The organism is Spirillospora sp. NPDC052269 (assembly GCF_040679435.1).
Lineage (GTDB): Bacteria > Actinomycetota > Actinomycetes > Streptosporangiales > Streptosporangiaceae > Spirillospora.
Map to the genome: position 1 here is coordinate 109575 of NZ_JBFAUU010000012.1, position 22010 is coordinate 131584.

The 22010-nt window shown below is 70.1% G+C and carries 18 protein-coding genes; 10 read left to right on the forward strand and 8 right to left on the reverse strand.

The features are described from left to right. Positions 1-12: 12 nt before the first annotated feature. Positions 13-891 (forward strand): RNA polymerase sigma-70 factor, encoded by an 879-nt coding sequence (locus AB0L06_RS25740; protein ID WP_500233651.1) that lies wholly within the window; start codon positions 13-15, stop codon positions 889-891. 65 nt (positions 892-956) lie between these two features. After that, positions 957-1493: an AAA family ATPase gene (locus AB0L06_RS25745; RefSeq protein WP_500233652.1), complete on the forward strand. Its 537-nt coding sequence runs from the start codon at positions 957-959 to the stop codon at positions 1491-1493. Here the strand turns inward: AB0L06_RS25745 and AB0L06_RS25750 are convergent. Further along, positions 1477-2481, reverse strand: a complete 1005-nt coding sequence (locus AB0L06_RS25750; RefSeq protein WP_500233653.1) for an NAD-dependent epimerase/dehydratase family protein — start codon at positions 2479-2481, stop codon at positions 1477-1479. The two genes, AB0L06_RS25745 and AB0L06_RS25750, sit on opposite strands and share 17 nt — an antisense overlap. A 225-nt stretch (positions 2482-2706) precedes the next feature. Here AB0L06_RS25750 and AB0L06_RS25755 point away from each other — a divergent pair, with 225 nt between their 5' ends. Further along, positions 2707-3537, forward strand: a complete 831-nt coding sequence (locus tag AB0L06_RS25755; RefSeq protein WP_500233654.1) for an SAM-dependent methyltransferase — start codon at positions 2707-2709, stop codon at positions 3535-3537. A 70-nt stretch (positions 3538-3607) separates the two neighbouring features. On the opposite strand, the gene AB0L06_RS25760 is transcribed toward AB0L06_RS25755, so the two are convergent. The 3 genes from AB0L06_RS25760 to AB0L06_RS25770 form a co-directional block, all read right to left on the reverse strand. Beyond that, complete coding sequence (locus tag AB0L06_RS25760) at positions 3608-5659, reverse strand: UvrD-helicase domain-containing protein (RefSeq protein WP_500233655.1); 2052 nt, start codon at positions 5657-5659, stop codon at positions 3608-3610. 114 nt (positions 5660-5773) lie between these two features. Further along, positions 5774-7381, reverse strand: coding sequence for a caspase, EACC1-associated type (locus AB0L06_RS25765; RefSeq protein ID WP_500233656.1), 1608 nt, complete (start codon positions 7379-7381; stop codon positions 5774-5776). Between the two features lie 29 nt (positions 7382-7410). After that, positions 7411-7797: an effector-associated constant component EACC1 gene (locus tag AB0L06_RS25770; protein WP_500233657.1), complete on the reverse strand. Its 387-nt coding sequence runs from the start codon at positions 7795-7797 to the stop codon at positions 7411-7413. Between the two features lie 697 nt (positions 7798-8494). Here AB0L06_RS25770 and AB0L06_RS25775 point away from each other — a divergent pair. The 4 genes from AB0L06_RS25775 to AB0L06_RS25790 are packed head-to-tail and all read left to right on the forward strand — an operon-like array spanning position 8495 to position 15773. After that, a complete protein-coding gene (locus AB0L06_RS25775) occupies positions 8495-10078 on the forward strand; it encodes a DUF4407 domain-containing protein (protein ID WP_500233658.1) in 1584 nt (527 codons plus the stop codon). 30 nt (positions 10079-10108) lie between these two features. Next, positions 10109-12028 carry a hypothetical protein gene (locus tag AB0L06_RS25780; protein ID WP_500233659.1) on the forward strand — a complete coding sequence of 640 codons (1920 nt, stop codon included), beginning with the start codon at positions 10109-10111 and terminating at the stop codon, positions 12026-12028. Then, entirely contained in the window at positions 12025-13263 is a 1239-nt protein-coding gene (locus tag AB0L06_RS25785) for a hypothetical protein (protein WP_500233660.1), read from the forward strand. Before AB0L06_RS25780 ends, AB0L06_RS25785 begins: the two co-directional genes overlap by 4 nt. After that, positions 13260-15773 (forward strand): hypothetical protein, encoded by a 2514-nt coding sequence (locus tag AB0L06_RS25790; RefSeq protein ID WP_500233661.1) that lies wholly within the window; start codon positions 13260-13262, stop codon positions 15771-15773. Before AB0L06_RS25785 ends, AB0L06_RS25790 begins: the two co-directional genes overlap by 4 nt. A 3-nt stretch (positions 15774-15776) precedes the next feature. Here AB0L06_RS25790 and AB0L06_RS25795 read toward each other — a convergent pair whose 3' ends face one another. The 3 genes from AB0L06_RS25795 to AB0L06_RS25805 all read right to left on the reverse strand — a co-directional run bounded on the left by AB0L06_RS25795 (position 15777) and on the right by AB0L06_RS25805 (position 17878). Next, positions 15777-16433: a pyridoxamine 5'-phosphate oxidase family protein gene (locus tag AB0L06_RS25795; protein WP_500233838.1), complete on the reverse strand. Its 657-nt coding sequence runs from the start codon at positions 16431-16433 to the stop codon at positions 15777-15779. An 84-nt stretch (positions 16434-16517) separates the two neighbouring features. Continuing rightward, on the reverse strand, positions 16518-16829 hold the full coding sequence (locus AB0L06_RS25800) for a nucleoside triphosphate pyrophosphohydrolase (protein WP_500233662.1): 312 nt from the start codon (positions 16827-16829) through the stop codon (positions 16518-16520). 26 nt (positions 16830-16855) lie between these two features. Then, a complete protein-coding gene (locus tag AB0L06_RS25805; protein WP_500233663.1) occupies positions 16856-17878 on the reverse strand; it encodes an HNH endonuclease family protein in 1023 nt (340 codons plus the stop codon). 110 nt (positions 17879-17988) lie between these two features. On the opposite strand from AB0L06_RS25805, the gene AB0L06_RS25810 reads away from it, so the two are divergent. Next, positions 17989-18588 carry a class I SAM-dependent methyltransferase gene (locus AB0L06_RS25810; RefSeq protein WP_500233664.1) on the forward strand — a complete coding sequence of 200 codons (600 nt, stop codon included), beginning with the start codon at positions 17989-17991 and terminating at the stop codon, positions 18586-18588. Between the two features lie 257 nt (positions 18589-18845). Next, positions 18846-19454, forward strand: coding sequence for a TenA family protein (locus AB0L06_RS25815; RefSeq protein WP_500233665.1), 609 nt, complete (start codon positions 18846-18848; stop codon positions 19452-19454). 99 nt (positions 19455-19553) lie between these two features. On the opposite strand, the gene AB0L06_RS25820 is transcribed toward AB0L06_RS25815, so the two are convergent. After that, on the reverse strand, positions 19554-20999 hold the full coding sequence (locus AB0L06_RS25820; protein WP_500233666.1) for a sugar transferase: 1446 nt from the start codon (positions 20997-20999) through the stop codon (positions 19554-19556). Positions 21000-21231: 232 nt separating this feature from the next. On the opposite strand from AB0L06_RS25820, the gene AB0L06_RS25825 reads away from it, so the two are divergent. After that, entirely contained in the window at positions 21232-22008 is a 777-nt protein-coding gene (locus tag AB0L06_RS25825; protein ID WP_500233667.1) for a polysaccharide deacetylase family protein, read from the forward strand. Positions 22009-22010 lie beyond the last annotated feature (2 nt).

Here is a 22010-nt window from a genome sequence, read left to right on the forward strand (position 1 = left end):
GCGGCCACCCCGATGACCATCCCCGAACCGACGGACGACCCGTTCACCGAGCATCGGCGGCTGCTGTTCGGCACCGCGTACCAGCTGCTGGGCAGCGTCGCCGACGCCGAGGACGTCCTCCAGGACGCGTGGCTCGCCTGGAACAAGGCGGACCGCTCCGACATCGCGAACGCCCGCGCCTACCTGGTGCGGACGGTCACCAACATCGCCCTCAACCGGTTGACGTCGGCCCGCGCGACCCGCGAGTCCTACGTCGGGCCGTGGCTTCCCGAACCGCTGCTGACCGCGCCCGACCGGGCCGCCGAGGAGACCGAGTTGGCCGACACCGTCTCGACCGCGATGCTGGTCGTCCTGGAAACGCTGTCCCCGGTCGAGCGCGCGGTGTTCGTGCTGCGCGAGGTGTTCGGGTTCTCGCACGCCGAGATCGCCGGGTTCGTGGACCGGCCCGAGGCGTCCGTCCGGCAGGTCGCGCACCGCGCGCGCGAGCACGTGCTGGCCCGCCGTCCCCGGTACGACGACGACCCGGAGCGCCGCCGCGTCCTCACCGAGCGGTTCATGGAGGCGGCGTCCGGCGGCGACATCAACGCGCTGATGGAGCTGCTCGCACCGGACGTGACCTGCTGGTCGGACGGCGGCGGCAAGATCACCGCGGCGCGCCGTCCGCTGCACGGGCCCGACCACGTCGCGCGCTGGCTGCTCGGCACGCTCGCCAAGCCGGTCTCGGCGGGCGTCACGCTGGAGGCGGCGACCGTGAACGGCGAGCTGGCCGTGCTCTCGGTGATCGGCGGGCAGCCGGTCGGCGTCGTCACCTACGACCTTCTCGACGACCGCATCCAGAACCTCCGCTTCCAGGTGAATCCGGAGAAGCTCGCCGGCCTGCAGCGCGACTGACACGGCCGTGTGCTTCGGGGAAACGGAGTGGACAGGGTGGGTGGTGGGAGCGCGAGGATGGGGCGATGGGGAATGTGATCATCCTGGCGGGGCCGCCCGGGGCGGGGAAGACGACCGTCGCGGGACTGCTCGCCGAGCGGTTCGAGCACAGCGTCCACCTGCACACCGACGACTTCTGGGCGTTCATCAAGCGCGGGCTGATCATGCCGTATCTGCCCGAGTCGCAGGCGCAGAACGAGACCGTGATGGACGTCGTGGCCGGCGCGGCGTTCGGTTATGCGGCGGGCGGATACACGGTGGTCTGCGACGGCGTCATGGGGCCGTGGTTCCTGGACAAGTTCACCGGGCGCGGAACGCCGTTCCACTACGTGATCCTGCGTCCGGACGTCGAGACCGTCGTCGCGCGCGCCACCGCGCGGGACCCGGACCGGCATCTCACCGATCCGGGCCCCGTCCGGGACCTGCACGCCCAGTTCAACGCCCTGGACGGCCACTACGACGAGTACGTCCTCGACTCGTCCGGGCTCAGCGCGGACCGGACCGCGGACGCCGTGTTCGACGCGGTCCGGGACGGCGGCTACCTCTTCAAGCCGTCCCGCTGAGCAGCTGCTCCTCGACCTTCGGGTCCAGGCCCACCCGCGGACGGTCGGCCCGCTGCGGCGCGTCCCCTCCGAGGCCCTGGAGCCAGGCCCAGGTGTCGGCGACGGTCTCCTCGACCGGACGGCAGGTCAGGCCCTCGCCGAGCGCCTTGTCCACGTTCGTCCGGTGCAGGAACTCGTACAACTCACCCGGAGGAACCCAGATCGGGAGGTCCTGCCATGGCTGGACGCCCGCCGCGAGGATCGGGTCCGGGTCGGCCCAGCGCAGCCGGGCGTCCGCGCCGGTCACCCGGACGCACGCCTCCAGCAGTTCGCGCATCGTCGTGTGCCCGATCGGACTGGTCACGTTGAACGCGCCGCCGACCTGCCGGGCCGCCGCGCCCAGCGCCCACTTGGCCAGGTCCCGCGCGTCGATGAGCTGCAGCTTCAGCTCGGCCGGACCGGGCGCCAGCACCTCGCCGCCCCGGACGGCCCGGTTCAGCCACCACGGCAGCCGGCCGATGTTCTCGTACGGGCCGAGGATCAGGCCGGCGCGCGCGAGCAGTGCCCGGTCACCGAACGCGCGGACCGCGGCCAACTCGCCCCCGGCCTTGACCCGCGCATAGTCCGTGGCCCGGTCGTGGTACTGGTCTTCGTCCGGCGAACCCTCGACCACCGGCGCGTTCTCGTCCCCGTCGCCCGCCACCGGGTATTCGTAGACCGACCTGCTCGACACGTACACATAGGACCCGGCGCGCGGGGCCAGCAGCTCCGCCGCGTCCCGCACGGCCGACGGCGCCCACGACCAGGTGTCGAGGACGACGTCCCATTCGCCCTTCTTCAAGGCGTCCAGGCCGTCCGGCGCGCTGCGGTCGCCGCGCAGCGCCTCCACCCCCTCGGGCGCGCCGTGCGTCCCCCGGTTGAAGACCGTGACCTCCCAGCCCCGGGCGACGCCCTCCTCGACGACCGCCCGTCCGACGAATTCCGTCCCGCCAAGAACCAATAGCCTCATGTCTCCGTGCTATCACCCGGACGCCACATCCGCTCAAGGGGTTTCCGCTCTCCGCACTACCGCTCATAGCGAACAGTCGACCCTCAACGCGAACATCCACGACCCAAGGCGACCAGCGAAGCCACGGCGAACAGCTCAGGCGATCCGCCCGTCCTGGAACGAATCCCTCGCCCGGCGTGTGGAGGCCGCTTAGGATCGCCCCGTAGCCGCCCGGTGGGAGAAGCGATGACCGCAGAATGGGTGCCGACCGGAGTCGACACGACCGTGCCGAGCCCCGCGCGCATCTACGACTACTTTCTCGGAGGCAAGGACAACTACGCCTCCGACCGCGTCGCCGCCGAGGCGTTCCTGCGCGCCGCGCCCCAGACGCTCTCCGCCTGCCGGCACAACCGGGCCTTCCTCAGCCGCGCGGTGACGCACCTCGTCCGCGATGCCGGGATCGACCAGTTCATCGACATCGGCACCGGTCTCCCCACGCAGCAGAACGTGCACGAGGTCGCGCAGCTCCATAATCCGGACGCCCGGGTCGTCTACATCGACAACGATCCGATCGTCGCCGCCCACGCCCGCGCGCTGCTCGCCCGGACCGACGGCGTCGCGCTCGTCCAGGCCGACCTGCACGACCCCGAAGGCATCCTGGCGCACCCGGACGTCACGAACCTGATCGACTTCGACCGTCCGGTCGCCGTCCTGCTCCTGGCCGTCCTGCACTTCTTCCCGGACGCCGACGACCCGCACGGCATCGTCACCCGCCTGATGTCCGCGACCGCCCCGGGCAGCCACCTGGTCATCTCCCACGGCACGTCCGACCCGGACCCGGACATCGCCCACGAGGCCGAGCAGGTCTACGACCGGCACTCCTCCGCGTCCCTGCACACCCGCACCGCCGCCGAGGTCTCCCGCTTCTTCACCGGCACCGACCTCCTCACCCCCGGCCTCGTCTACACCGCCGACTGGCGCCCACCCCCGAACACCCCGACCGCAACTCCGATCGAATCCGGCATGTATGCAGCAATAGCCCGCAAACCTCAGCCCCCTCAAGCCCGCGAACCCTAGCCCTCAAGCACGAAAACGCTGGCCCTCAAGCCTTTGAATCCTGGCTCGCAAGCAGGCAGACCCTGAGACCTCAGTGTTCCGGGACGATGGTGCCGAGCCAGAGGACGTCGCGGGCTCGGGTCATGGCGACGAAGGTCTGGCGGCGGGTGAGGGCGGCGCGTTCGTCGGCCGTCGGGTCGCCGCCGGGAGTGGCAGGACGGGCGTTGAAGGCGGGCAGGTAGACGTTCTTGAACTCCAGGCCCTTCGCGCGGAGGTAGGTGCCGATCTTCAGGGCGTCGGCCGGGCGGCCGTCGTAGTTGTCGAGGCGAAGTACGGGCAGGCCCGCGCGGGTCAGGAGACGGTGGTAGTGCTCAACGTCGTTGCGTGAGCGGCAGAGGACGGCGGTGCTCGCGAGCGCGTCCTCCTCCTCGGCACGCGCGATGAGCGCCTTGACCAGGTGTTCGTCGTGGCCGGACTCGGAGCGTGCGGCGGCGTGGACGACGCGTCCGTCGTGGTAGGTCGTCTCGACCGTACGGTGGCCGTTGGGGGTGGGGCCGTCCAGGTCGTCGAAGGGGTCCTGGGAGACCAGGCGGAGCGCCTCATCCAGGATCGGGGCGGCGTTGCGGTAGTTGACGCGCAGGACAGCGCCGCGTCCCTTGATCCCGACGCCGGCCTCCCCAAGACGGAAACCGCCTGGATAGACAGCCTGCTGGCCATCGCCGATCAGGAGGAGGCCGTTGGGACCGTCGCCCGCGAGGGCGTGCAGGAGGCGGACACCGGTGAGGGTGAGGTCCTGCACCTCGTCCACGATCACGGCGGTGTAGGACGGTGAGGCCGGACGTTCGCGCAGCTCGTCCAGGGCCATGAGCAGGACATCGTTGAAGTCGTGGACGTCGCGGCGGCCCAGGAGCAGCTCGTACTCCTTGTACAGGAGCCAGACCGCCTCGCGGTGCGCGGCCTGGAGCGGGGTGCGGCGGCCGTAGCGGCTGACCGTCCGGTACTCCTCGAGCGTGGTGAGGCCGCGTCCCTTGATGACGTAGTGGATCTCCTGCTCCCAGTAGTGCGGGAGCGGGTCGATCTCGGTCAAGACGCTACCGCGTCCGACCTGGAGCCAGGCGCGGGAGAAGGCGTCCTCGGCCTGGCGGCGGTCGAGGTTGACGCGGACCCCGCGGCCAGTGAGGAGACGTTGTGCCCATCCGTGCAAGCTGGTGAACTCGACCCGATCGGCCAGGTGTCCGGCCATCCGCTGGAACAGCCGCCCCTGGACGCGCGGCAGGTTGTTCACATAGGTGACGTACATGATCGGGCCGGTCGTGCGCATCGCGATGTGCGCGGCGCGATGCAAACCCACGACCGTCTTCCCGGTTCCGGCCGGACCGCTGATCCGCGCTGGGCCGCTCCAGTCGCGCCGCGCAATCGCCACCTGGTCGGGGTGCAGGAACGTCATCCACTGCTCGATCGGTCCGTGCAGGACGGACTCCAGCGCTGCTTTCTCGACCTCCTCGACATCGAACAGCGACTCCGCCTCGCCCGGGTCGGTGCTCGGACGTTCCGGAAGTGCGCAGGGTTCGTAGGCCGCGAAGCCCTCCTCCAGGTGCGTCGCGACCGCCCTTACCATCGGCGCGTTCAGCCGTTTCGGCGCGGCGAGCAGCACGTTGAGAACGTCCTCCCGCCCAACGAGCCGGACGCGGCCGAGCGCCTCGTCCAGCCGGTGCCCCGCGAAGACCATCAGCGGCTGGACGGCCACCGGCGACATGCCGAGCGCAGCCGTCCGTTCCTCGACCGTCCGTGCCATCGCCAGCATCTTGGCGATCTCGTCGCTGCACTCCCGGCCGCCCCCGCTGAGCTGGTTCTCGACGGACGGCGCGTCCCGCCAGTCCTTGATGCCGACGACGAACACTCCACCGGGGCCGACGAGGATCATGTCGACGTCCGCCGACGCCGTCCCCGGCCAGCGCCGCTCCACCAGCAGCCGCCACCCGTCCGCGGTCAGCGTCAGCAACGTGGCCGCGACCCGCCGTTCATTCTCCGTGGCGTCCCAGCGCCGTGCCTGCTCCCACGCCTCCCGCGACCGCCGAGCCAGCTCGAGCGCCTCCTCACGCGCCCGCCGTCCCCGCGACCCCGCCGCCCCGCCAGCCACCACCGCGCACCCCTCGACCACGTCGGAAAGTCACGACCCACCCCACACTTAGCAACTCTCACCGGTCGGCAACACCCCCGCAGCCAGGAATTCTCCCTGTCGCCGGCGCTGAGGGAATTAGCGCTTTTGGCGGTAAAGGCCTCGGTGATACCGGACGTACTCCGGGCTGACCTTCCGCCGCGGATGATCAGTCAGTTCACCGACCGGAGCACCCGTGATCTCGTCGATGACGGTCAGGTTGTCCTCGATGGTGAAGATGCCGAGGTCGAGTTGCACTCTGTGCGTGGGACAGAGGCACAGAACATTCTCCGGGACGTCCGGTCCGTGGTGCGGCGGCGCGAGGCTCTTCAGATGTGTGGTTGGGGTGATTTGCAGGCCGTCCGGAGACTGGAGGACGACCCCACACAGCTGGCACTCGTAGCTGTGCATTCTGCACACGGACGCTGCCACGCGACGGTCCCGGTACACGTCGAGAGAGACAGGGGCCCAGCGCGAAAGGTCGTAACCTGCGCGAGCCTCAGGAGAGCCCGTTGGGGCAACCGGCGGGGCTTGGTCGTTGGACTTCTCCAGGCGAAACTGAAGAACGCGGAACCCGTCCCGTCCTGGCTTCGCCCAGTAGCTCTCCACCGTGTACAGGCCGTCATAGCTGAACCCGACGGGCGGAGAGTGGTCTGGATCGCCCGCGGCCCCTCGAATCACCCGGACGGGATAACGGCTGGTGATGCTGGCAATGAGCGCCGCGTTGCCGCTGTCGGCGGGACGCTGATCGGCGACCTGGCGGCCGGTGCTGGGGTCCCGTCCGCCGTGCCCGGTGTAGATGATGACGTCGCCGTGGTCTTCATCGTCGACGTAGCCGCCGGAGACCACAATGGACTCGGCACCACCCTTGTGTTTGCTGCCGCAGATGCCAGCCTGAAGCGCGCGATGCACATAGGCGTCACTCAGTTCACGCCGAGACTGAAACAGCTGGCCCAGCTTGACCCCAGCCACCTCGCCATACTCGGACGGCGAGTTGACTGAGCGGCTGGCTACCGCACGATTCTTGAGGAGGGGCACCCTCCCGGCATCATTACGATCCTGCTTCCAAGGGCACGGACGACTCTTCGACTGCAGTTCCCTGGTCACATGGTTGAAGATCACGTCAAGCGTCAGGTGTTCCTCCCCGTTGGGGACCCCCTCCCGAATGACCTTGACGAGCTCACTGGTGAAGGCGGTGAGCTCCTCGCCTTCCGGCGCCATCGACGTCTCGGTCGCCGAAGCCGAGGCGAGCACGTAGCTGCCTTCGATCCACGTCTTGCCTGAGTCATCGCTTCCAGCCATCGTGTTGATGGCGGCACCGCTGTAGCAGCAGTCCAGAATGACGATTCGATACTGAGCCGTCGCCTGGCGGACTGTCTGACGGAGTTGGTCGTAGGCAACGGTGGTGTAGCTGTGGGTTGCCTCGTCCTCATCCGTAACTGGCAATGCGAGGAGCAGATTGCCCCGCTCGTCGCGGATTCCGTGGCCTGCCACGTACACCAGTAGCACGCCGGACGCCTCTCGCCCGGCCTCAGTCACCGGGTGGAGCATCTCCATGGCGCCGCGCGGATCCTTGACGACTCTGCAGTCCTGCGGCGTGAGCCCCCAGATCTCGGGCCGGCTGAGCTCCTCCTGAAGAGCGACGAGATTTCTGGTGACGCTTGGAAGCTGCGACAGATGGTCGTAGTTGGCGGTACCGATCAGCACAGCCCGAGAAGCTTGTGCATCGGGCTGCGTCACGGTGCGGCGCCGTCTTCCCGGTCGAGGAGCGCTTGGATCTCCTCCACTGTGGCGCCCGAGACGGAGACCCGCGTCTCTCCTCGCTGGATGACGACGTCCATGGTCACGGCATCGGCCGCGGCGTCCTTCGCCTTGCCCTTGGCCTTCCGCCGATTGTCCAGCCATGCAGCGATCGATACGGCCAGCGAACTGGCTGAAACGCCGTCGGTAAAGATCATCTGGAGCGCTTCCAGCGACCCACCCATCTGACCCGGCGTGGAGGGCGTGGCAAGCAGTTTCATCCTTGCCGTCCCGCGAAGCCTCGGCTCGTCACGCAACCAGCCTCGAAGCGAGTGCAGCTCGCGGTCTCCCTCGAACCCCTCGAGGTGGATGAGTAGCTCCACAAGATCCCCCAATTCCCCTGGATTCGGGATGATTGCAGACTCTCCCTCCGAGGGGAAGGGGCGGGTGAAACGCCTGCTGGCGGACGTCTCCGATGGGGGGGTTCCGTAGACGTCCAGACAGTCAGCGTAGACCGATGCTCGCGTTCCGGACGGCTCTATCGGAGCCAGATAACCCTGTCTCGCGCATCATGACGACCCATGACGAACGCGAGAGTTTTCGCAGGTAAGGGCGAATTATTCGGCCATCCTCCGGACTTGCGGGCCGGCGAAGCGGGCGGATTTCGGTCATGCCTTCGATGCTGTGGCTGCGATCAGTGACACCGGTGGAGCAGGCGTGGGCGAGCTGCGAACCCGGCCAGGTCATCGGAGGGGACCATCACGGTCGGGTCACGCTTCGTCACTGTTGGCGGTGTTCGTGGGGGTGCGCCGGAATGGCTCGGGTTAGGCTGACCCCGCTTCTCGATCCGTTCCATCGAGGAATTCCGGGGGTGCGGTGACGCGTCCGAACGACCCTCCCGAACCACGACGGCTTCCGGGCGGGCCGCCGGCCTCCTTCGCTCCGGAGCAGCGCGAGGCGGAAGAGCGCCTGCGTTCGTCGCGATGGCTCACCCGGGGCTGGCTTCTTCGGGACGCGCCGGAACTTTCGACCCGGAAGTGGCGTCTCACAACGGATGACCCTGCGAGACGGACGGGGCCTATGAAGAACCCCCTGGTGTGGCTGTCCGGAGCCGATCCCGACATTCTGCGGCGGGCGACGACCGACCGCGCGAAATACGTCGGGATCGGCGGCGCGGTGCTCACCACGGCGACGCTCGCGTCCGTCTCGATGTTCTTCGCGCTGCGCATGGCGGTCGGCGCCTCGGTGTGGGCGGCCGTGCCGCTGTCGATGATGTGGTTCCTGGTCATCCTGAACCTGGACCGATGGCTCGTCGTGTCGCTCACCCGCAGCCAGGGCAGGGTGCTGACCGTCCTGCTGGCACTGCCGCGGGTCGCGATGGCGCTGCTGTTCGGGGTGATCATCTCGACGCCGCTGGTGCTCCAGATCTTCAACGACGAGGTCGCGGTGGCCGTGGACAAGATCCACGACGAGGACTCCCGGAAGTTCCAGCAGAACCTCGACGGCGGGCCGGACGCGCTGCGCATCAAGGTGCTGGAGCAGCAGGAGGCGCAGCTGCTCAAGCAGCGCACCGGCGACGGCCTCGCCAATCCCGAGGACGACCCGGAGATCAAGCAGCTGCGGGCGCAGCTCCCGGCGCTGCAGAAGGAGTTCAACGACTACGACGACAAGGCCGCGTGCGAACTCACCGGCGACCGCTGCAAGGGAACCAGCGGACACAGCGGCGACGGGCCGCGCTACCAGAAGTTCGTCCGGCGGCGTGACCAGGCGAAGGCGCAGATCGACCAGATCAACAGCCGGATCAGCACGAAGTCGGGCGCGCTGAACCAGGCCGCGGCGAAGAACAAGGACGTGCTCATCGCGCAGGCGCAGCAGAAGCTCCCCGCTGTGCAGAACGAGTTGAAGACGCTGCGCGGCCGGCAGCTGTCCGACCGTGCGGCGTTCGAGAAGAGCAACAAGGACAACACCGGGCTGCTCATCCGGCTGAAGGGCCTGGACCGGGCGTCCGCGGGCGAGAGCCAGCTGCAGTGGGCGCGGTTCCTGCTGTTCCTGTTCATCACCGTCCTGGAGTGCCTGCCGATCATCGTCAAGGTGCTGTCGCTGTTCGGCCCGCCCGGCGCGTACGACGAGGCCGTGGAGAAGGTCCGCGCGCGCGACCGGCTGCTGCTGGACGACCAGGTCCGCAAGCAGGAGGGCGTCGGGCTGCGGGAGAACTCCGGGCAGACCGACTTCGCCCGGCGGCTCCAGGAGCGGCGGACCGAGCTGGTCGACTCGTCCGTTCAGGAGATCATCGAGGTCGAGCGGCGGTTGCAGCGGCTCGAACTGGAGCGTTGGGAGCGCGAGCAGCTCCGGCGCTTCTCCGCCGAGTCCAACGGGAACGGGAATGGGAACGGGCATCCGGTGAACGGGAGCGTTCCGCCGATGACTCCGCCTCCTCCCGGCGGGTTGAGCCGGTCCGGGCCGCCTATGCCTGGTGGGCCGGCGTTCCCGCCGGTCAACACCCCGGTGATCAGGACGGGGGCGCCGCCGCCTCCGGCGTGGGGGCAGAACGGTCCCAGCGGTCCGACAGGCTCGCACGGGGAGACGCGGAACTACCCGTCCTCGATGGACGAGTCTCGGCGTGGAGGTCTGGGGCGCTGGCGAAACCGGCGGGACGGGCGGTGACCCGGATCCGCCAGTCGGGGGAGGCGGCTGATGGATCCTGACGCGCCGCTGCCTTTGGAAACCGAATTTCCGCCCGAGTTCGAGGCGCCGCTGCCGTGCCCGGTGTGCGGGCTGGTGCCGGACGAGTTCGCGCGTTTCGCGTGCGCGGAGTGCGCTTGGACGCCCTCCGACGACGACGTCCACGGGACGAAGCTGAGCGAGGCGCGGTTCCGCTACGACCTGCGGGCGGCGGCGCGCGTGGGCGACAAGGCGCGGCCGTTCGTGCGCGGCGGCGTTCCGGACGGCGACCAGTGGACGAGTGCGTGCGAAGAGGCCGAGCGGGAGCGGACGCGCCTGCTCGAGGAGTCCAGGACGGCGGCCACGGCGACGCCCGGTGTCGGCGGGTGGACGCTCCAGTTCGGCCGGCCCGATCTCGGCCGCGATCCGTCCACGTGGACGACGCAGTGGGCGTTCGACGAGCTCGTCCGGTACGACGCGCGGTCGCCGGTGCTGATCGACGTCGGCGCGGACGGCGTGTCCGTGATGGTCGTCCGGCCGGACGCCGTGGACGGACCCGGCGATCCTTGGTCGCGTGAGGACCACTCCTGGGAGCGGCTCGCCGCGTCGCATCTCGCGTCCGGCGCGGGTGAGCGGGCGTTCCAGCTCGCGGGCGGCCTGCACGACATCGACCGGGCCCGGCTGACCGAGGCGCTCGATTCCGAACTCGCGCGGATCGTCGAGCGGCTGCCCATCGGCGTCACGACCCTCCTGGCCGACTCCGCTCCCGGCTGGACCGTCCCGGGGCTGACGATCGCCCGGCTGGAGCTGCTGCGTCCGGACGTCCGGGTCGTCCGGATCGGGCGGCCCGCCGTGGAGGAGCTGGCGGACGCGGTCGCCCGGCTGCCGCTGCAGGCGCCGTATTGGCTGGTCGGGGCCCAGTTCGACGGGCCGACGGCACAGCCCGTCCTGGTCCCGCTGTTCCCGGCGGGGAGCATGACCGGACAGGAGGCCGTCGTCCGGGTCGCGCGCGGGCCCGGCGGTGCGGACAACGACGTCGTGCTCGCGGTCGTCGCCACATCCGAGGTGCTGTACGACCCGCGTCCGGTGTCGGTGCTGGCCACCCGGCTGCCGCGCGGCGTGCTGTCGCTCCGCGCCGCGCTCGAGGGGCCCGGACGCGTCCGCTGGCCTGATCTGCCGGACGTCCGGCCGGAATCGCGTCCGCTCGACCAGCTGTACGCGCACACGCGGGCCTGCCCGGCGCCCGCCGCCACCGTGGACGTGATGTGCGCGATCGAACTGGGCGGCCCGCCGACCCCGGCCGCCGCCCGCCGCGACCTGCTCGCCGGAACGCTCGAACTGGTCTCGGCCGACCTGGGCGAGCGCGCCGGGGTGTCGGTGCGCGGCTACCGTGAGCACTCGTTCGAGCTGGGGGAGGAGCGCGACGCCGTCGTCGAGGGCGTGTGGGACGCCGATCCCGACCGCGCGCTGGACGCGTTCGCCGCGCTGGAGCGCCGGGCGCAGCCGTACCAGTCCGACGCGGCTCCGCTGGAGGACGCGCTCGTCGAGATCGTCGGCTTCCTCGAGCGGCAACGGGACGCGCGGGGCTGGCTGAACGAGGTGCACCATCCGCCCTACCGCGTGCTGGTCGTGCTGGCAGGGCGTCCGCCGCATCCGCGCGGCCAGGGCCAGGACCCGCTGCGCGAGCTCGCCCAGCCGTGCCCGCGCAAGGACGACTGGCGCGCCGCGGTCGACGCGCTGCGCCGCTTCGGCGTGCGGCTGGTCGCCGTCCTCGACGGCGCGACCGACGCCGACCGCGACTACTGGACGGCCCTGGGCGCGCACCGCCGACTCACCCTGGAGGGCCTGACGCCGCGCGCGCTGGCGGACGCGATGGGACTCGTCCCGCCGGGCGGCGCGAGCGTCCCGTTCCCGCTGATGGCCCCCGTCCCCGTGGAAGGTGATCCCGCATGACCGAGCCCACAGCTCCCCCGCCGGAGACGGCGCCCGGGCCGGAGGCGGGGGACGCCACGCCGCCGCAGGACGTCCCCCCGGCCCCTCCGATGGAGGAGGTTCGTCCCGGTAAGACCAGTATCGGCATCTGGGGCGCGCCGCAGAGCGGCAAGACGACCTTCCTCGCCGCGCTGCGCATCGCGATGAGCCTGGGTGATCCGGGCTGGCGGCTGGACGGCGCGAACGACGGCTCGACCGCGTTCCTCGCGTCCAGCACCGACCAGCTCAGCGAGCAGCGGGTGTTCCCGCACGCGACGAACTCGTCGGAGAAGCTGTCCTGGCGGCTGCACGGAACACGGCAGGTCAGGGAGCGGACGAAGTGGTACCGGCCGACCGCGAAGCGGGACGTCCCGGTCCGCGTGCACCTCGACTTCGTCGATCCGCCCGGCCGGTTGTTCGACAGCCGCGCGGGCGCCGAGGGTGGCGCGTCGAGCGGCGGTTCGGGGTCCGGTTCGTCCGGTGGGCCCCGGTTCGCCTCGAGCGCGTCCGGAGGGTCGTCGGGCGGGCCGCGGTTCGCGACCAGCGCGCCCGAGCCGTCCCGGCGCGGGGAGGGCGGCGGCCGGGACCGCCGCGAGCTGGTCGAGCACCTGGCCGCGTGCGGCGGGCTCATCCTGCTGCTCGACCCGACGCGCGAGCGCGAGGCCCGCGACTCCTACCAGTTCTTCAACCGGACGATCCTGGAGATCAGCCAGCGCGCGCCGGAGAGCCGGGGCGACCACTACCTGCCGCACCACCTGGCCGTCTGCATCACCAAATACGACCACCTGTGGGTGCGCGACATCGCGCGGCGCGGCGGCTACGAGTCGGTGACCGACCCGGACCTGCTGTTCCCGGCCGTGCACGACGAGGTCGCCGAGCGGTTCTTCGAGGAACTGTGCCGCGAGGACGGCATCGGTAACATCGACGCCATCCGCCGCGAGATCAGGCAGCACTTCTCCCCCGACCGCACCCGCTACTTCGTGACGTCCGCCGTGGGCTTCTACATCGACCCGCGGACCGGGAAGTTCGACGACGAGAACTACAGCAACCTCGTCCGGCGCACCCACACGGACGGCTCGACCTCGATGCACCTGCGCGGCAAGGTCCGCCCGATCAACGTGATGGAGCCGATCATGTGGCTGGTGGACCGGCTGTCCCAGGCTCCGTCCGGCGATACCGGCGGTCTCCGGAGCCGACCGGTCGGGAGCGCCGGATGACGACGGTCGGCCTCTCGGCCGGTTGGGCCGTGCGCGGCAAGACCCCCGGCAGCTACGACGACTACGGGATCCTCGGCACCGGCGGCGGATTCTTCAACGCCGACGACTTCACCACGATCCTCGACCAGTACACGCTGGGGAACCCGCCGCCGGAGCGCACCGGCGCGGAGGCGCTCCCCTGGATCAGCCTCACCGAGGTCCTCGACGACCGCGGCAGCTACCTGGGCGTCGCCATCCACGACTGGACGGACGGATCGGACGCGGCTGGCCGTCCGATCGTCCGGACGCGCTACGGCTGCTTTCCGTACGAACAGTTCGTCCACGCACCGGTTTCCTATGCGAGCCTCGTGCGCGCGGTATCCGGGCTCGGCCCGGACGGCTTCGCACCGGCCGCGCTGGACGTCCCGGCCTATGCGCCTGAAGACATCGCCCGCGACATCGAGGACCACAACTGGCTCGGACGGGCCGCCACCACGGCGGCACTGCTCCTCGAAGGTCCCGTCACGATCACCGGGGCGGACGACCTGGACCACACCGTCCGGCTCCGTTTCCTAGACGCGGTCGCCGCACTGCTCCCCTATGGGTGGCGTCCTGGGCTGACTGCTGCGACCTGGCTGCGCGGGGAGAATTCCAGCATCCGGCTGACGTTCGCCTACCACTCACGTCCGGGCAGCTTCGAAGTCGACTGGCGTTCCTCGGAGCCGCAGCCGCCTACCGAAACTCGCCTCGCCCACGCGTACGCGCACGAGCTGCGTCGGTCTACCTCGCGCCGCAGCCTGCTGGAGGTTCTGCACTACCTCTCCGGCAGGTCCGAGTACATGGTGAACGCGGATCCGAGCCGAGCGTACGACATCCTGGTGGATCTGGACCGTCCTGCCCTCGTTCTCGAGCGCGTGCGGCGGAACGAGTGCGAGGTGTCCGAGGTCGCGGCTCTGCTGGAGAGTGGACGCTACAAGGAACTCCCCCGACGGTCCGACCATGAGCTTCTCCTAGCGGCTTTGATCCGGCTTGGTGGGGGACTGGCTGCGGTTCAGAGCACGTGGCAAGAGCTGGGTGTCGGCGTCCCGAGCGAACCGTGGCGTGCTCTTACGAACGAGGTGTTGCGACGCGTCCGGAGCTCTCCGTCCGAGGATGCGAACGCCTACGTCCGTCTAGCCGATGCCCTTGGCCATACGGACAAGCTGCTGGCCGACGTGGTCGGGACGTCCCGCGATCCGAGGCTGGGCCTCGCGCCGGTTCAAACCACGGCAAAGCTCATAGAACGCTGGACGGATCCGCGCACGGCCGACCGTCCTGCGATGCTTCGCGCCCTGCGTGGCCAATCCACCCTCATCTGCGCGCTGGTCGCCGACCTGGACAAGGCGGGTGTCCACCACGAGGACGCCTGGCTCGATCTTCTCGCCGGGGTCGCGCCGCATGACCTGCTGCATCCCTTCCATGCGCTGCGCACGTCCGACACGACCGTTTCGCCATCCGAGATCGCCGCGTTCGCCCGGCATGGCGCGGACTGTGTGGCGCTGCTCGTCTCCTCGGCGGCCCGCCGCGAACGGCTCGACCGGCTCGCCGTCGTCCTGATCCGCTGGCTGACCGGCCTGCCCTCGTCCGAACGCAGGAGCTGGCTGGACCGGCTGGGCGACGTCCAGCCGACCCGGGGCGCGGACGCCGCCGTCCTCGACCTCCTGCGGATGACCGCCGACGAGGCTCCCGTCCACATGGAGATCCCCGACCGGTACGCGTACGCCGCCACCTTCGGGTCCCTTGTCGCGGACGAATCGCTCCGCCGCTTCACCACCACCGTCCAGCACGCGCTGGTCGAACACCTGGCGGACCGCCAATGGGCCCGTGATCCGGACCAGGTGGCGTTGGTCGTCGCCCTGGCCGGGGCCCTATGCGCGGTCGCCGGGCCGAACCGTTCCGCCATCGCCGAGGCCGTGCTGCGCGGACGCGCCGTCAACCCCGGAATGGCCGACTGGCCCGCGTACCAGCGCTGGTGGAAGGACGCTGCCGGCCGCTACCCGCACGTCGCGGCCGACGAGTCCCGGATCGTCCTGCAAGCCCTACCTGGCGACACGCCGTTCCGCGACGTGGGCCGCCTGATCGCCGAGGCGACCGTCACCGGCATGGAGCCCATGTCGATCCTCCACGCCATCGACGACTCCGCGTGGCCGCTCACCGGCCCCAACCTCCTGGCCGCCGCGCTCGAGGCCCGGATGGTCGGCGTCCACCTCTACGGCCACTCCTTCAGGGACGCCGACGACAGGGCGCACCTGCTGATCAGGACCGCATACGACGCCGCCGCGAACCTCGGCCGTGGACTCCGCGAAGCCGTCGACGCCCGCCTGCCCAGCGAACTCGACTTCCAGTTGGACCTCGTCGAGGCGACGTCCACCACCCCGTCGGACGAACTCGACATCTCCGAGAAGACGCGCCAGACCCTGGAGGAAACCGAGGCCCGCATCCGCTCCTACCAGGGACGACGCGGGATCCTGGGACGCCGCAGGAACGGCTGACGCTCAGTCCGCCTTCGTTCCGGACAGCCGTGTCAGGTGCTCGGGAGGCTCGATCCCCGCCGGCAGCGCGGGGTCGGCCTGCAACGCGCCCCACCGGGACTCCAGCGGCAGAACCCCTGCCCAGAGGCCCAGCGCCACGTCCGGACTGTCGCCATCGTCCGGCGGGCCGACGCGGATCTTCACGGACGCCTCGTCCAGCGACAAGGCGAGCAGCGTCGTGGCCGCCAGCTCCTTCTTGTTGGGCCGCCGCGCGTAGTCCCACTGGCCGGGCGACGAGTGCTCGGTGAGGACGCGCAGTCCCTCGATCTTCTCCTCGGGGTCGGTGACCCGCCGCGGCACGCCGAAGATCATCGCGCTGCGGTAGTTGACCCCGTGCTCGAACAGCGACCGCGCCAGCACGAGGCCGTCCACATGCGTCACGGTCACGCAGACCTCGTCCACGGCCCCGGCAACGAGACTCCGGCTCGCCACCGACCCGTGGAAGTACAACGTCCCCGCGTCGCACCCGTACACCGTCGGCACCACCAGCGGCGTCCCGTCGACCACGACACCCACATGACACACGAACCCCGCCGCCAGAATCGCGTCGAGATCCCCCCGCTCCCGGCTCCCCTGCCCCCGCAACCGCCGATGCCGCGTCCGCTCGTTCTCAGGCAACAACGAATCCATGAACCGCCTCCGGGAAGAACCAAACCCAAAGATCATCCCGCGCCCCACCCCCGGAAAACCAGCCCTGTCCCGGTCTCACCCGCGCAAGACGATCCGCCCCGCAAACCCTCCGCGCTCACCGGCCTTCGCCGCGCGGGCCTCCTCCAGATCAGCGGAGGACATGCCGTGCACCGCGGCCAGCGCGTGGAGCACTTCGAGCACGTCGGCGAGTTCGGCGGGATCGTCGTCCGCGAGGTATTCGTCCACCTCTTCCCGCAACTTCGCGCGAAGCAGGACGGCGTACTCGTCAGCGGTCGCGGTCCGGACGTCCGGGGTCCGCCCCGCGCGGCGGATGATCTCGGGGATGCGGTCGCGGACGAGCTTCTCACCCGTGGGTCCCGTGGCCATGCCGCGATCCTACGAAACGCGGGTTCTCAGCTCACGACCTGCGCATACACGCGCCGGATGAACTTCCTCCACGCATTCCGATCACCAGGGTCGCACCCGTGCAGCTTCAGCGTGAGGACCAAGGTCTTCCTCAGCGGGTGGGGGGAGTTCAGAATCTCCGCGTTGCGTTTCGCCAACCGCTCTCTCTCGACCTCCGACGGGAGGCGATCGCCCTTCTCGGCGTTGCAGGTGCGGTGCGCCGGTGCGAGGTTCCAGACCGTGTCCAGGTCCGGGCCCTTCCACTGGCCGACGCTCGCGAAACGGTTCATGAGGGAGAACGGGAACAGGTGCTCGACCTGGCTCTTCTCGTCCGAGGTGAGGACCTGGTCGCAGAGGAGGCAGCGGCCGTGGTGGAAGCCGGTCAACGCCGCGCGGACGCCGGCCACGGCGCGGCGGCGGCGCTTGTCATAGAGCACCTGTTCCGCGTGGTCGACGACGAGTCCTTCGGTCATCAGCGACGCGCCGATTCCGGTGGAGAACGAGGTCTCGACGATGCTCCAGCGGGCCGACAGCTCGTCGCGCAGGAGGTCGGCTTGCTCGGACATCGCGACCGTCCGAAGATGCGGGGTCAGCCGAACGACGCGGTCGCGACGGGTTCCCGTGAGTTCGTAGAAGCGGTGTGGAACCTCGGTGCGTGAGACGTTGTGGAACATCCGCATGACCATCTGAGGCATGTTGCCGACCGCCGCGTCCACGAGCTTTTCGGTCGGACGGCCGATCCGGCGGCTCTCTCCGGCCTCCGCGGCTGCCAGCGTGAGGAAGTCGGACTCCCCCAGCGACGCTTTGGAGGGTGCCTGCGGAGCGTGGGCGATGTGGTCGAGCAGGCCCGCAGAGTAGGCCAGGGCGAGTTCGGCGAGGGGGATCTCGTCACGACCGTCCGCCGCCGCATGGAGCAGTGCGTCGCCGAGGGCGAACTTGTAGGTGCGGGTGTTCGCGCCCATCAGGACGGCCATCCGCCAGGAGGCGTGCGGGGTCGGATCTGTGTGAAGGAAGCCGTCGATCGTGATCAACCCCCGCAATCTTCAAGATGTGGCTTGAAGCCTACTTATTCGGATTTCTGGGGGTTGGGGTGGCCGGTGGTGGTCAGCGGGAGCGGGGGTGAGTGTCTAGGCTGGCTCGGGTGGATGCGCGGGGTTGGGACGAGCGGTATTCGGGACGCGAACTCGTGTGGTCGGCCGGGCCTAACCGGTTCGTGGCCGAGGAGTGCGCGGGGCTGGTGCCGGGACGGGCACTGGATCTGGCGTGCGGGGAGGGGCGGAACGCGCTCTGGCTCGCCGAGCTGGGGTGGACGGTCACCGCGGTCGATTTCTCGGCGGTCGGCATCGCGCGGGCGCGCGAGCTGGCGGAGGCGCGGGGGATCTCCCTCGAGCTGCTCGTCGAGGACGTCACGGTGTGGGAGCCGCCCGCCGGGGAGTTCGACCTGGTGGTGATCGCCTATTTGCAGTTGCCGGACATCCGGGGCGTGCTCGCGCGGGCGTCCGAGGCGCTGGCGCCGGGCGGGGTCCTGATGTTCGTCGGGCATGATCGGACGAACCTGACCGAGGGCGTCGGCGGGCCGCAGGATCCGGCGGTCCTGCACACGCCCTCGGACGTGGCGGCGGCGCTGCCGGGGCTGACGGTGCAGCGGGCCGAGCGGGTGCGGCGCCCCGTGGAGGTGGACGGCGAGGAGCGGTTCGCCGTGGATACGCTGGTCAGGGCCGTCCGGCCGCCGTTCAACTGAGGCCGCGGAGGGTGTGGCCCAGGTAACGTCCCGGGGCCGGGAATGCCTGGCGGGGGCCTGCCGTTACATCACACGTGGCCGATGTGCCTGGTGTCCCCGGGCCTCACCTATCGCCTTCACGGAATACCGTTCGGCTGGAGCCGTGTTGAGCCTTTCGCCGAGAGGCGACCCACACATCGGTCAGACGTGGCGGAGCCCCGCCGGAACCTCGGTTCCGGCGGGGCTTCGTGCTGCCCGGGCGATGGCAGACTCTGGGCATGGGTCTCGCCTCGCATCTGGAAGAACTCGGCCTGCCGTGGGTCGAGCGGCAGCTCGCGCATCCGACCGTCAGGGGCATCGGGCGCGGTGATCTCGACGAGGCGGTCTTCCGGTCCTGGCTCGAGCAGGACTACCTGTTCCTGCTCGACTACGTGCGGGTCTTCTCGCGGCTCGCGTGGCAGGCGCCGTCCGGGCACCTCGGGGATCTCGTTGATCTCGCCCACGCGACCTTCCACGAGGAGCTGAGCCTGCACAGGGGGCTCTCGTCGGAGTTCGGCGCGGATCTCGGGGGCGCCGCCAAGGGTGGGCCGTGCACGGCGTACACCGAGTTCCTGCTGGACTCCGCGGCTGATTACGGCCAGGGCCTGGCCGCCCTGTATCCATGCATGTGGGGGTATTCGACGCTCGGGGCGCGGCTCGCGAAGAACCCGCCGTCCGAGCCCCGGTACCGGCGCTGGGTGGACACCTACGCCGATCCCGGATTCGCCGAGCTCACGCGCCGCATCGCCCAGATGATCGACGAGGCCGCGCCCGACCCCGCCCGTGCCGAGGCCCACTTCCTGGAGGGCATGCGGCACGAACTGGCCTTCTGGGACGTCCCGCTGTAGCCGGGTCGTGGACGGGAATCCGCGGGCGCCGGTCGTTGGGTGCGGTTGGCGTGGCGATTGGTGCCGTTGACCTGGCGGTAGGTGAATGTGGCGTCGGGGTCAGTAGGCGCCGTTGCCGCTGACGACGGCGCGGACGGTGCGCCAGAGGATCTGCAGGTCGAACAGCAGCGACCAGTTCTCGACGTACTGGAGGTCGAGCCGGACGGCCTCGTCCCAGGAGAGGTCGGACCGTCCGCTGACCTGCCAGAGTCCGGTGAGGCCGGGTTTGACGGCGAGCCGCCGGTAGACGTCCTGGCCGTAGCGCTCGACCTCCTCGGGCAGCGGCGGACGCGGTCCGACCAGGGACATCTCGCCGCGCAGGACGTTGAACAGCTGCGGCAGCTCGTCGATGGAGTAGCGGCGCAGGACGCGGCCGATCCGGGTGACGCGCGGGTCGCGCTTCAGCTTGAACAGCACCGAGCCGTTCTCGACGCGGCTGGTCATCTCGACGCGCCGGCGCTCGGCGTCGGTGACCATCGTCCGGAACTTGACCATCCGGAACCGGCGTCCGGCGCGTCCGATTCTCGTCTGCAGGAAGAACGCGGGGCCTGGGTCGGTGGTCCGGACGGTGACCGCGACAACCAGTAGCAGGGGGGCGACCGCGATCAGCAGCAGGGCCGCGGTGACCCGGTCGAAGACGGCCTTCGCGGCGCGCGCCGGACCGGCCAGCTCAGGATGGTCGATGTGCAGCAGGGAGAACCCGGCGACCAGACGGATGGTGAGGCGCGGGCCCGCCACGTCCAGGAGGGCGGGTGAGACGAATAGGTCCGTCCGAAACTTCTCCAGCCGCCAGGCGAGGCGGCGCAACTGAACCCCGCCCAGTTCGACGCAGGGGAGCACGGCGACGGCGTCGGCGTGGCAGCGTTCGACCACCTCGGGGACGTCGTCGAAGCCGCCGAGCACCATGACGTCCTCGACCGTCAGGCCGGGTGGTTCGGGCGCGCAGACGCCGACGACCTGCATCCCGTGGTGGGGGTGCAGGGACAGCTCGCGAACGAGGTCGGCGACGCCGTCGCGGTAGCCGACCGCGACCACGCGGCGCATGCAGTCACCGTGCTCACGCGCGCGGTGGAGGCGGTTGCGGGCGGCGCTTCGGGCGCCCACGTCCAGGGCCACGAGCAGCGGCAATGCGAGGAGCACATATCCGCGCGCGACTTCCGCCTTCGTGGCGTATGACAGGATCGCGACGGCCGCAGTAAGAGTGACACCCGCATTCAGTACCTTCCGATATTCGGCCGCGCCACTGCCCAGAAATCGGTGGTCGTAGCAGCCCGCGAACGAGAGCCACGGCACCCAGACCAGGGGGAGCCCGATCGCGAGCAGGATGTCGGGCCACCGGCCGCTCTCGTCCCAGCCGGAGAAACGCAACGCGAAACCTGCGACGCCCGCAGTGGCCGCGCACGCGAGGTCCAGCACGACCAGCAGGTGGACGTACCTGGCGAACCAGGATGCGCGCGCCGCGATCCGGCCGCCCGTACCGGAGTTAACGCCGTCAATTACGGTCACTTGTGGTGCCCCCGAAAACAACGTCTTTGCCCTGAAATGCCATTCAGCCGGATGTGTGCGTGTTGCACGGTCACCGAGTGCCGTCGCAGAGCTGACTCGGCCATTGATAACCCCGATGCGGGCGCTCGGCAAAGCGGAAGACAGTGGCCGTATGTGGTCAGTGCGAAATTGCAGGAAATTGTGAACCTCGTAGCTATTGTCTGTCGCGTCGGGGTGACAGAAGGGCATCGGGGTGGGTGGGAACATCGGGGTGGGCGGGGCCGGCCACGGCCTGGAGGCGGACGACGAGCCCGGTTCGGACGAGGCCGATCACGGCCTGGGCGAGGGCCATGTGGGCGGCGCCGGCGGCGTCATCAACCTCACGGTGCACGGCGTCGGGCCGCGGGCCGATCGGGCGCTCGATCCGGGTGAGGGCGGGACGTGGGTCGACGTCGACCGGTTCGAGCGCGTGCTCGACGCGGTCGCCGGCCGTCCGGACGTTCGGCTGACCTTCGACGACGGCAACGCGTCCGACATCGAGACCGCCCTTCCCCGGCTGCTCGCGCGCGGTCTGACAGCCGAGTTCTTCGTGCTGGCGGGACGGCTCGGCGAGCCGGGGCGGCTCACCGCGGACGGCGTGCGCGAGCTGGTCAGGGCCGGGATGAAGGTCGGTTCCCACGGCTGGGCGCATCGCGACTGGCGGCGGCTCACCGCCCCGCAGGCGGGCGAGGAGCTCGTGCGCGCGCACCGGGTCCTCGCGGACATCACCGGCAAACCGGTCACCCGCGTCGCCATCCCGTTCGGCTCCTACGACCGGCACGTCCTGCGCCGCCTGCGGCGAGCCGCGGTGACCCGCGCGTACACGAGCGACGGTGGTCCGGCCCGTCCGGACGCCTGGCTCCAACCGCGCACGAGCCTTCGGCACGACCTGGACGACGCCTGGATCGCCCGTGTCCTCTCCCCGCCCGGACCTGCACTCCGGATTCGCCGCACCGCCGCCCGTCTCGTCAAGCGCTCCCGCGGAAGGTGACC

Bases quoted from the DNA above. Each gene is read 5' to 3' on its own strand.
- AB0L06_RS25815 (WP_500233665.1), top strand. From the start codon at position 18,846: ATGGGTCTCGCCTCGCATCTGGAAGAACTCGGCCTGCCGTGGGTCGAG.
- AB0L06_RS25790 (WP_500233661.1), top strand. From the start codon at position 13,260: ATGACGACGGTCGGCCTCTCGGCCGGTTGGGCCGTGCGCGGCAAGACC.
- AB0L06_RS25775 (WP_500233658.1), top strand. From the start codon at position 8,495: ATGAAGAACCCCCTGGTGTGGCTGTCCGGAGCCGATCCCGACATTCTG.
- AB0L06_RS25755 (WP_500233654.1), top strand. From the start codon at position 2,707: ATGACCGCAGAATGGGTGCCGACCGGAGTCGACACGACCGTGCCGAGC.
- AB0L06_RS25800 (WP_500233662.1), bottom strand. From the start codon at position 16,829: ATGGCCACGGGACCCACGGGTGAGAAGCTCGTCCGCGACCGCATCCCC.
- AB0L06_RS25745 (WP_500233652.1), top strand. From the start codon at position 957: ATGGGGAATGTGATCATCCTGGCGGGGCCGCCCGGGGCGGGGAAGACG.
- AB0L06_RS25785 (WP_500233660.1), top strand. From the start codon at position 12,025: ATGACCGAGCCCACAGCTCCCCCGCCGGAGACGGCGCCCGGGCCGGAG.
- AB0L06_RS25740 (WP_500233651.1), top strand. From the start codon at position 13: ATGACCATCCCCGAACCGACGGACGACCCGTTCACCGAGCATCGGCGG.
- AB0L06_RS25780 (WP_500233659.1), top strand. From the start codon at position 10,109: ATGGATCCTGACGCGCCGCTGCCTTTGGAAACCGAATTTCCGCCCGAG.
- AB0L06_RS25750 (WP_500233653.1), bottom strand. From the start codon at position 2,481: ATGAGGCTATTGGTTCTTGGCGGGACGGAATTCGTCGGACGGGCGGTC.